The organism is Prevotella sp. S7 MS 2 (genome assembly GCF_000762865.1).
In the GTDB taxonomy this organism is placed as follows: Bacteria; Bacteroidota; Bacteroidia; order Bacteroidales; family Bacteroidaceae; genus Prevotella.
In genome coordinates this window covers 51,858-64,176 of sequence record NZ_JRPT01000005.1, presented here as the reverse complement: position 1 = coordinate 64,176, position 12,319 = coordinate 51,858, and the positions used below count along the sequence as shown (strand labels likewise).

Sequence of the window (12,319 nt, the reverse complement as noted above, 5' to 3'; positions counted from 1 at the left end):
ATGTAATAAAGACAAGTCCACGTCGTTTAAATAATAAAACCAATAAACATTGCCTATGAAAATTTTTACCCAAGAAGAATTGAAACCGTCAGAGCAGACCTTGCATATTATTAGGCAGATAGCCTATCATTATCGTGTTGCCAATGTGAATGGTAAAGAAACTGTATGTTGTTTTAATTAATCCCATCTATTTAAAGAATGAAGACTATTGTATCTCCTTCGTTGTTGTCGGCCAATTTCATTGACTTGAAGAGCGATGTGGAAATGATTAATAAAAGTGATGCCGACTGGTTGCATATGGATGTGATGGACGGTGTGTTTGTGCCGAACATATCATTTGGTTTTCCTGTTTTGGAAGCTGTAAGTAAAGCTTGTAATAAGCCGTTGGACGTGCATTTGATGATTGTGAACCCCGAACGCTATATAGAGCAGACTGCTAAATGCGGTGCCGAATATATGACAATCCATTATGAAGCATGCACCCATCTGCATCGTGCTATTCAACAAATTAATGCAGCAGGAATGAAAGCGGGAGTAAGTTTAAATCCCTCTACACCAGTTTGGGTGTTGGAAGATGTTATCAAGGATTTGGACTTGGTATTGTTGATGAGTGTGAATCCCGGATTTGGTGGACAGAAATTTATAGAAAATACAATTGATAAAGTGGCTCGACTTCGCGAGTTGATACAGCGTACAGGTAGTCATGCGCTCATTGAAGTCGATGGAGGGGTGCAGGGGGAAACGGCTCCCCGGCTCGTAGAAGCTGGAGTAGATGCACTTGTAAGTGGTAGCTATGTGTTTAAGTCAAGGGACCCTATAGCCACCATCCATTCTCTAAAAGAATTGAAGAAAATTTAATCAATCACCAGCGCTACGTTGTGTTCTTTAGCCATTCTGCGCATATTGAGCAGAGCGTAGCGCATTCTTCCCAACGAAGTATTGATACTTACATTGGTAAGCTCGGCAATTTCTTTGAACGATAATTCTTGGTAATAGCGCATGAATACCACCTCGCGCTGTGGGGCTGGGAGTAGATTCATCATCTGCTTTACGTCGTTGAGTGTCTGTTGATAGACGTAATAGTTTTCTATATTGCTTGTGATAGTTTGCTGTACATGCAGGTTTGAAAGGTCGTTATCTTGTGTCGGCTCAACTATCTTTTCCGTTTTTTGGGCTCTATACCAGTCCATGATAACATTATGGGCTATACGCGTAAGCCAAGCAGAGAATTTCCCACTTGTCGTATACTTACGTTGTTTGAGTTTGCAGATAACTTTAACGAAAGTTTCTTGGAATATGTCGTCAGCAACTTCGCGGTCTCTGACAACGAAAAGTATGTAGGAGAAGAGTTTGGATTGGTTGCGTGACAATAATAAATCAAAAGCCCTATTGTCTCCGTCTATATAACGGAGAGCCAATTCCTCATCGGTCATCTCTTGGAGATTGTTCATTTCTTAAAAGTTAATTGTTTCAAGTAAATGTGTATCGATAGGCTGATAAACTTATAAAACTATTGTCTTAGAACTGTTAATTATATGCAAAGTTAAGATGATTTTACCAATTTACCAAATTTATGATATAAAAAAGAGGTTGGTGCAGGATGCTACCAACCTCAAAAATAGATTTCGATAAAATGGTCGAAATCATGAAAACTAATACCGCAAATGTAGGTTTTTCATTTGATAAAAGCAAATTTTAGACCCACAAAAGTCTTTTTTTTAACATAATTGTCTATTTCTTGACCTTGTTGCAAGAGCTTAACAGCATGGCTGCCAAGCTTTTGCAGCATTGCTGAAAAGGCAAGACAGCACTCTTGCCGAGGCTCGGCAGTAAGTGGAGAATGATGAGTTAGGAGTGAGAAGTGGTGAGTTAGGAGTGAAAAACGATGCGGTATGAGTGAAGAGTGAGGGGATTATGAGTGGACAGAGTGATTGGTGTAGGAGTTTAATCGACGCTTGAAAAAATAATAATATAGGATTCCTGCAGTGGTCAGGCCAATGGGGAAGGCAGCCCAAATACCCAGCAGGCCGTATTGATAGCGTATGCCTAAGAAGTAACCGGTGGGTAGGGATATGACAAAGTAGGCTATAAAGGCAACGATGGTTAGTGGCTTTACATCTGCCATTCCACGTAAAGCATTGGCGTAGTTACATTGCATGCCATCGCCAAACTGATAGATGAAGAGTACGATGATGACTTCTGATACAAGCGTTGTCACCTCTAGGTTGTCGGTAAAGCAACCACCGATAGAGCTACGAAATGCCAATACGGGGATAGAGATCATTACTGCTATCGCGAGAACAAGATGAAAGCCGGCTGTAGCTGTGCATTGGATATTCTTATAATCGTGCTGTCCATGGAAGTGACTGGTTCTTACGGCGACAGCAGCAGCCATGCCATAGTAAACCATATAAAAGTATTGTGAAATGGTTAAAATGACTTGATGGGCTGCAAGAGCAGTGGTTCCAATCCATCCTACCATAATAGAGCTGAGACTGAAAACTGCAGTTTCCATTCCCATCTGAAATGCCAATGGCCATCCTAGTTTGTTGAGGTGGACGAAATCTTTGCGATTGAGATTACCTTCATGATAGCCTCGGCGTATTTCCTGATGTCTGTTGGTGAAGAAAAATATGTAGAAGTATGCAATGGCCATGATTATGCGAGAGACCATAGTAGCGATTCCGGCACCTAGCAGTCCTAATTCCGGCAGCCCCATCTTGCCATATATCAGAATATAGTTGCCTAGGATGTTTAAGAGATTGCCACCTAACAGTATCCACATGGGTGTCTTCGTGTCGCCAGTACCATCGGATAATTGCTTGAATGTGTTGAACCATGCAACAGAAGGTATGGAAACTAGATTGATGATGAAATAGGGACGCATAAGCGGAAGTAACTCTTTGGGCTGCCCTAAATGGTGTATATTGAGATATAGAAAGCCTAGTAAGCCCATAACAATGATGGCTAACAGGCTGTTGGCAAGGAGACTGTTCTTTAGAAATTCGCCAATTCTTCGGCTTTTTCCTTGTCCAAACAGCGAGCCTACAATAGGGGTGAAACCATAAGAAAAGCCCATGGAGAAGATGAGGACTAATACAAACAGATTGTTGACAAAGGCTGCTGCCGCCAGTTCTTGCGTGCTATGATGTCCTATCATCAGTGTATCGGCAGTACCGAGAATAATGGTTCCGATTTGCCCGACAATGATGGGAAACCCTAAAGTGAGTAACGACTTGTAATGATTGGAATATGAATACATCTTTAACATATGAGTGCAAAGATAGTTAAATTATGAGGTGTGGTGGGTATGAGAGATGGGAAAAATATAAAAAAGTACCGTTTATGGTGGGTTGGTACAGGAAAATGAATAACTTTAAAGGTGATTTTAGCCAAAGAAAGAGGAGATGGAGAAAACGGAAATCTTGATAAATAAGCGTAATTGCCGTATGTATGGAAATGTAGATGCAAATTATGTGCTGATCCAACCGGTTGATGAGCACAATCTAGAAGTGCTTGATGAGGAAGTGGCTATGATTGCGGGAGCGGTTGATGAATCATTTCTGCTTGTCGCATATCCCATCGAACAATGGTTGGAAGAGTTGTCACCGTGGTCGACTCCGCCTGTATTTGGGAAACAAGCGTTTGGTGATGGTGCAGCCGATACGTTGCAAGTTATTATAAAACAGATGATTCCTGCATTGCGAGATAAGCGTGTTGTGGCGAAGTCACCTATATGTATAATAGGTGGTTACTCCTTGGCGGGGCTATTTGCCTTATGGGTTGGCTGCCAGTCAAATATGTTTCAAGCAGTTGTAGCAGCTTCTCCGTCGGTATGGTTTCCGCGTTGGTTGGAGTTTGCAGAGCATCATCCGCAGCATGTAAAGGCTGTCTATTTAAGTTTGGGGGATCGCGAAGAACATACTCGCAACCAACAGATGGTTTTGGTTGGAGAATGCATTAGGCGACAATATGAATTATGTCAACAGCAAGTGGGGATGTCATCAATCTTGGAATGGAATCCCGGTAATCATTTCCAACAGTCGGTTGAGCGAACCGCCAAGGGCTTTATATGGGCTTTGAGGCAATTGTCAGCGTCGTAAAGCAAGGTTGTAATTATAGTAATCGGCATTGCCGGTGATGTCTTTGATGACTTTAATAAAAGGTGGAAACTTCACGTCTTCTTGCTTTTCTACCCCTTTTGTCTCAAGTATCACAAGGTTTTCAATGGGGCTGAGATACGTGTCGAGTTCAAAATATTGTCCTTTCCAAATGAAACTCTTGCGCATTTTACGAATCGTTTGTCGGTAAGGATCGGCCTGTTGTAGCATCGATGCATAAAGGTTATTGCTGATTTGACGCTCTGTCTCTAGTTGTTCTGTTTCGGAAAGCCTCTTCTTAGTGGTGTGTACATTTACATTTTTACCATTCCAACTACGCTGGCGAAGTCTTACTTCGCAGCCGGGGTCGGCCACTAAGTAGGTTTGTGTTATCTCGCTCTCAATGCTTCCGGGGATGTCGGCAATACATTCTACGATATATTTCCGTTCCTCAACAATAGGCTGGGGAAGTCCAAGTACACTTGAGATTTCTTTGAGTACGCGATAGAGTTTGTTGTCGAAATTCTCGTGATTGTTGATGACGCGCAAGTGCGGATGGCCTGTCCAAGCTTCGATAACTTTCTTATCAAGTTGCCGAGCTAACTCCAATCCCTCGCTTCGATGCTTGTTGTTGCTATTGGTGTAATAGTTTTCTGCACCGTCGGCAGCCGAGACTAGGTGGAGTACGGCGTCGTATCGAGCATCGCGCAATTGTGCTGTTGTGACGCCAATATCGCCAATAATCTTATCCCACATCTCAGATTTCATGTAAGCAGAGATGTCCATTACGCCACGATCACAAATGATGACAACGGGTTCTGTACATGTTTCGGCCATGCGAATGAACTTGTTTTCAAGCTCTAATTGTACTTCTAAGGTGGCTTTTTCACCTTCGTAGAACAGTTGAGGGTTTGAGGTGAGATAGTCCATACCTGATTGACTGAAGAGAGTAGGGACTTCAGGAATAGTAAAAACTTTAAAGCCTAGGCTGGAAAAGTGCTCTATCACCTTGACTAAAGCTGTGGTTTTACCGGCGCATGGGCCACCTGTAAGTACGATTTTCTTGATTTCTTTCATTCTCTTCAATCTGTTGTTATGGTTGTAAATGAGTGACAAAATTAGTCAATTTCCTGCATAGTGCCAAATTATACCTTTATATTGTAGTTATTGATAATAAGCTGTCGACTCATAATTGTCAACAGATAGATAAATAAAAAAGGTCTGGAAAAAGTGAAGATAAAATTTGGTAGTATTAGAAAATGTTGTTACCTTTGCACTCGCAATTCAGAAATTACGGTTTCTAAACATTGCAACGGGGTGTAGCGCAGCCCGGTAGCGCGCCTGGTTTGGGACCAGGTGGTCGCAGGTTCGAATCCTGTCGCCCCGACAAAAAAGCATACCAATTAGGTATGCTTTTTTATTTTCGTTTACTCAATGATTCTCGACATATTGAGTTCTGTTATCTTTCCGTCGGGACCAGTCTTCGCATTGAATCTGTATTTGGTCTTCGTATTCTTGCTAGCATCAGTATATTCAGTACTTTGTATGGCAGAGAAAGTGACGGTATATTCGTATTCGTCTAGCCCAACTTCTTTCTTTGAAATCTTATAATTATTGTTGAGAATCCATTGCATACTCGTCATGTCGTCCTTATATATCTTATGCATGAAAGTAATAACATCGCTTTTGATGGCATCTTGCTTGCCTAAGAATGAGGTAAGGATGTTATTGACTGTGCTTAGTAGAGCATCTTCGTTCCTTGTTTCAATGGCATGGAAGAAGTTACGGAAACTTGTGCTAATCATTTGTAGCTCTTCCGGTTGAACAGTTTTGGCCTTGATGGTCTTGATGGCATCCTTGGCTTGCTCGAAGAATGCACCACTTGGATGGTCTTCCATGTATGAATTGTAAGCGTCGATACTGTTGGCTGTCGACACCGTTTGCCAATCTATGGAGTCAATCTTGCTGAGAGTTTCTTGCTTATGGGGCGAATTCGGGTGAGCAGCTAGGTAATCTTCCAGCATGGATTTGGAGTTGCTGACCACCGCATTGGTCCAGTCTTTATCAATAGACCTTAACATAGATAAGTGGGCTTGGATGCTATCGCGATGCTCCTCCGGTGCGTCGGCATAGCTATCAAGGTAACTCTGCAGTACGTTAGGGTCTGTACTCTTCATCGCGTATTCGTATGCTTCCTTCTCTTTATTGCCGGATGTGTTGGTATAAAAGTAGAAAAAGATACCACAAGCGAATATGGCAATGACGAAACCAAGGATGAATGAAGTGCGTTTACCGCTTTTTTGATTGTTTTCTGTTGGTGTCATAGTAAATGATTTATCTGTGTCTGAATCTGATTTCTCTTAGACAGTGATTGCCCATCATGCGACTTTTATCTACGTATCCATTGATACCATTGATTCTACCTTTACCGGTATATTGCCACATAATGAAGTCTCTGTTGTCTTTCAAGACCGGTTCTCTCTGTGTATATTGGGCTATCATTAACTCGTAGTTGTCGAGTTTGCCCAGTAGATAGTTGTCGTAGAAGTTTGTGAAAGTGTATATTAGTGGCTTTTGATGGTATGCAGCTTCTACCATGTCAATGAATTTGAAGAGTGAATCGCAAAATTCGTCAGTAGAAAGACCACTTTTTGTCTCAATATCAATCATTGGAATGAGGTCTTGGTCGGCTGGTCTACACTGTGTCATGAAGTTTTGTAACTGTGCCGTGAGATTTGTTTTAGGGCGGAAGAAATGGTAGGAGCCTACTTTAAGTCCGTATTTATGTGCCAACTCAATGTTGCGTTCGTACTTAGCATCAATCCTGTCTCCCCCCTCGGTAGCTTTCAAATACACGTATGCCATTTTGGTGTTGTCTCCTATTGTCTCCCAAAATACATCGCCTTGATAGTGACTTAGGTCAATACCATGGATATGTGAACAAGTGTCTTCACATTGTATATAATAGTCCTGAGCTTGTAATTGGATAGAGAATAAGAGCCCGAAAAGGATATATATAGCTTTCTTTAGAAATTGATTCATATTTGCAAAAATACGGTAAAAGGCAGTAATGACAAAGAAAATTAAATATATTTTGCTTATTCTTCTATCTCTGAAAGCGATCGTGCAAAGTTTCCTATGAAGTTACTAATGGTCTCTATGGGTGCAAACTTGACATAGCGAATGCTTCTTCTCAGGTTTTTGCGCAATAAGGTAGGGTTGTTATGCACGAATCCAGTTTTATCTTGTCTAAAGTGCCATTCCTCTTTTTGGTCGGATTCTGTGTGAGTTACCGTCCTATTCATGAGCCTGAAAGAGTCTTTTTCTAGGAATTCGACAAATGGAATCTCATCTATTTCAAAGCCAAAGAACTGTATAAGGATACTTCCTTGCAACTGAGCCATTCGGCTGATGTGCAATTTCCGAAGCCATTGTTCTAGTTTTATGAAATCTACCTTATCGCCTTTGGTGCGCAAATATTGTCCCAATAGAATGATTCCTTTGATAGAAATACCGCTGTTTATGGTTGCATTGATGTTGGAAACAATAATATTTAAGAGGTCGAGTGTTTCCATAGAAGTGTCTATGGCATGTCGTTCTGCCTCTTGAATATGTTTCAAGCGTCTGTTGAGAATAGGAGTACTAAGTGTTGCTTTCCCTTTGTTGTTATAGTCAATATTCGCCAATAATCCCTCTAATCTTTTTTGTTTGAATCGAGACATTGGCTCCGGCTTTTCATCGGAGGCAAAGTGTTGTATTCTTAACTCTGCAAATAGGTTTCGTTTGATGATGTCCATACTTGAATAGTTTTAAGAATATTGTTTTGGAAGTCTAAGTAGAATGGCCAGTAAAGCAAATACTCCAATCGCCATAGGGTAATATAGACAAGGGATAATATCTATCGGATTGATGTCGGCAAGGCCCGCAGCCAACAGCATTTGTATGCCGTATGGTATGACACCTTGCACACAACAAGAGAATGTATCCAGTATACTAGCTGCCTTTCTATTGTCTACACCATATTTATCTCCTATCTTTTTAGAGATATTACCAACTGTCAAGATAGCCACGGTGTTGTTTGCTGTACAGATATTGACGAATGATACCAGTGCGGCGATGGTAAGTTCGGCACCTCGTTTACCGTTAATATGAGCTGTCAATTTTTGTATGATGAAGTCTATACCTCCATTCTCTCGTACGATTTCCAACATTCCTCCAGCCATCATGGCTATGATAATGAGTTCTCCCATGCCTAGTATACCGGTTCCCATCGTACCAAACCATTGGAAAATATTGTAATTCCCATTGATAATACCAATGATTCCGCAGAGTAGAAGTCCGATAGTCAGCACCGCCATGACGTTCATTCCCAAAATAGCAGTTATCAAAACCACGAGGTAAGGAACTACTTTTACGTATTCCACAGGTGGAAGTTGGGATGGCAATTGTACATCCGTGCCGATGGTAGCGTATGCTATCAGTACCAATATGGCTGCAGGAGCTACAATACGAGCATTTACTTTGAACTTATCGCTCATCTTACAGCCTTGTGTTTGTGTGGCAACGACAGTGGTATCTGATATGAATGAAAGATTGTCTCCAAAGTATGCGCCTCCCACAATAATCGCTGTTACCAATGGAATATTGAAGTTTGTGGAATGGGCGATGCCTACTGCGATAGGTGTCAGGGCTACGATGGTTCCTACACTTGTCCCTATTGAGATAGAGATGAAGCATGCTGCCAGAAAGAGACCGGGCAAAAGGAGACTCGCCGGTAGCACACTCATGGCAAAATTTACTGTTGCGTCGATGCTTCCCATGCTTTTGGCGGAAGACGCAAAAGCCCCTGCCAAGATGTAAATCCATAGCATTAGCAGTAGATTGCTACTTCCCGCTCCTCGGCTATAAATCTCTATCTTTTTGTTAAGAGATGATGTTCCGGGTATGGCAATGGCATATACGCTGGCCACAAGAAAAGCTACTGTTAGCGAAAGGTTGCCCTCTTGGTCTGTCTTGCTAACAGAATATATAGTGAATATCACAATGAATGTGAGTAATACAGCAAGTGGCGTGAGTGCCAACAACCCTCTCTTGGTTTTCAATATTTTATATCCTGCTAAAACGATTTATAATTGTGTGCGACGGTAGAATTCTACATTCTCTTTCGTGAGAAGCTCTATCGGCATGTAGTTGACCGGTTCTACTTTCTTTTTCAATACGATAGCTTTGAACAAAGTCTCTATACAACCGTAGCCTTGTTGGAATGCATGTTGTGCAATCAAGAAAGATATGCTACCTTGTCTGAGGCATTGAGCATTCTTCTCTACCATATCATAGCCCATAATCTGAACGTCCCGGCGATTTGTACGGAGTAGGAAATCACCGACAAGATGTGCTTTAGAGTTCAGTGTAATACAGTGATGCAGGTGTGGATGTGTCGAAAAGAATTGCTCAAGAATATGGTCGTATTCTCTCTTAGAGCCATCTTGAGGCAGATTAACTTCGATAATCTTAATCTCAGGGAAATGGTCATTCATGTAATGTCTAAGTCCAACTTCGCGGTTATTTTGCTGTTTACTGACCACAATACCATTCTTCATCTGCTTCATCAACATGATTTCCGACTCTTGTGAAGCTATCAACATCAGCATCTTGGCTGCAAAGTATCCACTAGCAAACGAGTCTTGACCGAGGAAAGACAGTGGTCTTAAATCGGGCATATAAGAGTCTAGCATGATGAAAGGGATGTTCTGATCGTGCAGTTTATCCGTAAATCTGCGTGTGATTTCTAATAATACCGGTACTACAACTACACCATCGGGAGCGGCTTCCAGACAAGTCGCACATGTATTGTTGAAAGACTCGTCATCAAATCGGTCGTAGAAGAGAATTTGGATTTCGATATGAAAATCTCTACGAGCTTCTGTTGCTTTCTTTGCCCCTTCTTCAATCTCTTCCCAATAGGCTTCCGAGTCGTGCTTGGGTAGGATGAGATAGAATGTATACGACTTGTTATAGGCCAATGCGCTAGCATACATATTGGGCTGATAATTCATTTCTGCCAATGCTTTCTCTACCTTTCTACGTGCTTCTGCCGACACATTGGGGCGGTTATGTAGGATACGGTCTACAGTTCCAACGGAGACTCCTGCTCTTTTCGCAATGTCTTTGATTCTGATTCTTTCAGTCATTGAAATTCTAATAGATAGTTTGCAAGAACATAACGACAAAAGGATGATTCCCTCACCGTATGCTTTTATACATATTATACTTTGCAAACTTACATATTTTTTTTGAATTTTACGCGCTTAAAAAGAAAAAGGTGTGTGCCTACACAATGAATTTTAATTTTGTGCTTTTAGTTTTTCTGCTTTGCAAAATATTGTTTATATTTGCCGAAAAGATAATCAATATCTGACAAACAATAAATTAATTGTAATGGCAAAAGTAGTAACAATGGGCGAGATTATGCTTCGCCTGTCTTCTCCCGGACAAAAAAGATTTGTACAAAGTGATTCCTTTGACGTAGTTTATGGAGGTGGTGAAGCCAATGTAGCAGTGAGTTGTGCCAATTATGGAGATGAAGCTTACTTCGTTTCCAAGGTTCCTGTTCACGAGATAGGGCAGTGTGCTGTTAACGCTTTACGGCGTTTTGGAGTCAATACATCGTATGTGGCACGTGGTGGTAATAGGCTTGGAATCTATTATTTGGAAAGTGGTGCGAGCATGAGACCGTCGAAAGTGATATACGACAGAGCCGGAAGTAGCATGGCCGAGGCTGAACTTTCAGACTTCGACTTTGATGTGATAATGCAGGATGCACAGTGGTTCCATTGGAGTGGAATAACTCCGGCTATCAGCGATAAGGCTGCTGAACTCACTAAGTTGGCTTGTGAAGCCGCACAAAGACATGGTGTAACCGTGAGCTGTGATTTGAATTTTAGAAAGAAACTATGGACACCTGAAAAGGCGCAAAGCATCATGAAGCCTCTTATGCAGTATGTCGATGTGTGCATAGGTAATGAGGAAGATGCTCAATTATGCCTTGGATTTAAGCCTAATGCCGATGTGGAAGGGGGCAAAACAGATGCTGAGGGATATTACAATATCTTCAAAGCCATGATGGAACAATTTGGTTTTAAGTATGTTGTCAGCACGTTAAGGGAATCTATCTCTGCTTCTCATAATGGTTGGAAAGCGCTCATCTACAATGGTAAAGAATTCTATCAGAGTAAGCGTTACGACATTTTGCCTATCATAGACCGCGTTGGTGGAGGCGATAGTTTCTCTGGTGGACTCATTCATGGACTGTTAACTTACGACAACCAAGCTGATGCTTTGGAGTTTGCGGTGGCTGCCTCTGCTTTGAAACATACGATTCCCGGTGACTTTAATATAGTCTCTGTTGCAGAAGTAGAGAGTTTGGCAGGGGGTAATGCAAACGGTAGAGTACAACGATAAAACAACTACGACAATGGCAAGATTTAATAAAGTTCAGGTGATAGAAGCCATGCGGGTTACCGGAATGGTACCTGTATTCTTTAATAACAATGTAGATATTTGCAAGAATGTCATCAAAGCGTGCTATGAGGGTGGCGTGCGAGTGTTTGAATTTACCAATCGTGGTGACTTTGCACATGAAATTTTCGGTGAATTAGTAAAGTGGGCAGCGTCTGAATGCCCTGAGATGATACTGGGTGCAGGTACAGTTATAGACGCTCCTACGGCTGCCTTGTATATGCAATTGGGTGCCAACTTTATTGTAGGCCCTAATTTTAATCCCGAAATTGCACCGGTATGTAATCGTCGATTGGTACCTTATTCTCCCGGATGTGGCAGTGTCAGCGAGATTAGCGATGCACAAGCAGCCGGTTGCGATGTCACGAAGGTATTCCCTGCAGGCAATGTTGGTGGTCCGTCGTTTGTGAAGAATGTGCTTGGTCCGTTGCGTTGGAGCAATATCATGGTGACTGGTGCTGTGTCGCCCGATGAAGAGAACCTCACTTCGTGGATAAAGTCGGGGGTACTTTGCGTCGGTATGGGGTCGCAATTGTTCCCTAAAGATGTGATAGCAGCTGCCAATTGGCAGGCTATTACTGCTAAGTGTAAAGAGGCTTTGGGCTATATTGCCAAGGCTAGATAGAACATATTCTTTAATAAGAATACTGTTATTAATAATTTTAATAGCCTCTGTGATATTACTGCACGGCTGTGGCAGC

General features: G+C 41.8%; 13 protein-coding genes and 1 tRNA gene. 6 read left to right on the top strand and 8 right to left on the bottom strand.

Annotated features, from left to right (window positions below):
* Nucleotides 1–55: 55 nt before the first annotated feature.
* On the top strand, nt 56–181 hold the full coding sequence (locus HMPREF0671_RS12580; protein ID WP_255347956.1) for a hypothetical protein: 126 nt from the start codon (nt 56–58) through the stop codon (nt 179–181).
* Between the two features lie 17 nt (nt 182–198).
* On the top strand, nt 199–858 hold the full coding sequence (gene rpe / locus HMPREF0671_RS02280) for a ribulose-phosphate 3-epimerase (RefSeq protein WP_036896493.1): 660 nt from the start codon (nt 199–201) through the stop codon (nt 856–858).
* Here rpe and HMPREF0671_RS02275 read toward each other — a convergent pair.
* Both HMPREF0671_RS02275 and HMPREF0671_RS02270 read right to left on the bottom strand, forming a co-directional pair.
* Nucleotides 855–1,451: a sigma-70 family RNA polymerase sigma factor gene (locus tag HMPREF0671_RS02275; RefSeq protein ID WP_036896492.1), complete on the bottom strand. Its 597-nt coding sequence runs from the start codon at nt 1,449–1,451 to the stop codon at nt 855–857. The two genes, rpe and HMPREF0671_RS02275, sit on opposite strands and share 4 nt — an antisense overlap.
* Before the next feature lie 461 nt (nt 1,452–1,912).
* Complete coding sequence (locus HMPREF0671_RS02270; RefSeq protein WP_036896491.1) at nt 1,913–3,262, bottom strand: MATE family efflux transporter; 1,350 nt, start codon at nt 3,260–3,262, stop codon at nt 1,913–1,915.
* Between the two features lie 145 nt (nt 3,263–3,407).
* Here HMPREF0671_RS02270 and HMPREF0671_RS02265 point away from each other — a divergent pair, with 145 nt between their 5' ends.
* Nucleotides 3,408–4,103, top strand: coding sequence for an alpha/beta hydrolase-fold protein (locus tag HMPREF0671_RS02265; protein WP_036896490.1), 696 nt, complete (start codon nt 3,408–3,410; stop codon nt 4,101–4,103).
* Here HMPREF0671_RS02265 and HMPREF0671_RS02260 read toward each other — a convergent pair.
* Nucleotides 4,092–5,177, bottom strand: a complete 1,086-nt coding sequence (locus HMPREF0671_RS02260) for an AAA family ATPase (RefSeq protein WP_036896489.1) — start codon at nt 5,175–5,177, stop codon at nt 4,092–4,094. The genes HMPREF0671_RS02265 and HMPREF0671_RS02260 overlap by 12 nt on opposite strands.
* 236 nt (nt 5,178–5,413) lie before the next feature.
* Between HMPREF0671_RS02260 and HMPREF0671_RS02255 the strand changes: the two genes are divergently transcribed.
* Nucleotides 5,414–5,487: transfer RNA gene (locus HMPREF0671_RS02255), tRNA-Pro, on the top strand.
* Between the two features lie 40 nt (nt 5,488–5,527).
* Here HMPREF0671_RS02255 and HMPREF0671_RS02250 read toward each other — a convergent pair.
* Genes HMPREF0671_RS02250 through HMPREF0671_RS02230 form a run of 5 tightly spaced genes read right to left on the bottom strand, consistent with a single transcriptional unit; the run spans nt 5,528 to nt 10,291 of the window.
* Nucleotides 5,528–6,424, bottom strand: coding sequence for a hypothetical protein (locus HMPREF0671_RS02250; RefSeq protein ID WP_052052768.1), 897 nt, complete (start codon nt 6,422–6,424; stop codon nt 5,528–5,530).
* A 10-nt stretch (nt 6,425–6,434) separates the two neighbouring features.
* The gene (locus tag HMPREF0671_RS02245) at nt 6,435–7,142 is read right to left on the bottom strand and encodes a glycoside hydrolase family 25 protein (RefSeq protein ID WP_052052767.1); all 708 of its coding nucleotides are present in this window, start codon (nt 7,140–7,142) and stop codon (nt 6,435–6,437) included.
* 56 nt (nt 7,143–7,198) lie between these two features.
* The gene (locus HMPREF0671_RS02240; protein ID WP_036896488.1) at nt 7,199–7,897 is read right to left on the bottom strand and encodes a hypothetical protein; all 699 of its coding nucleotides are present in this window, start codon (nt 7,895–7,897) and stop codon (nt 7,199–7,201) included.
* Nucleotides 7,898–7,909: 12 nt separating this feature from the next.
* Complete coding sequence (locus HMPREF0671_RS02235) at nt 7,910–9,202, bottom strand: Na+/H+ antiporter NhaC family protein (RefSeq protein ID WP_036896487.1); 1,293 nt, start codon at nt 9,200–9,202, stop codon at nt 7,910–7,912.
* 24 nt (nt 9,203–9,226) lie between these two features.
* Entirely contained in the window at nt 9,227–10,291 is a 1,065-nt protein-coding gene (locus HMPREF0671_RS02230; RefSeq protein WP_036896486.1) for a substrate-binding domain-containing protein, read from the bottom strand.
* Between the two features lie 247 nt (nt 10,292–10,538).
* Here HMPREF0671_RS02230 and HMPREF0671_RS02225 point away from each other — a divergent pair, with 247 nt between their 5' ends.
* Nucleotides 10,539–11,561 (top strand): sugar kinase, encoded by a 1,023-nt coding sequence (locus tag HMPREF0671_RS02225; RefSeq protein WP_036896484.1) that lies wholly within the window; start codon nt 10,539–10,541, stop codon nt 11,559–11,561.
* 13 nt (nt 11,562–11,574) lie between these two features.
* Entirely contained in the window at nt 11,575–12,243 is a 669-nt protein-coding gene (locus tag HMPREF0671_RS02220) for a bifunctional 4-hydroxy-2-oxoglutarate aldolase/2-dehydro-3-deoxy-phosphogluconate aldolase (RefSeq protein ID WP_036896527.1), read from the top strand.
* Nucleotides 12,244–12,319: the final 76 nt, after the last annotated feature.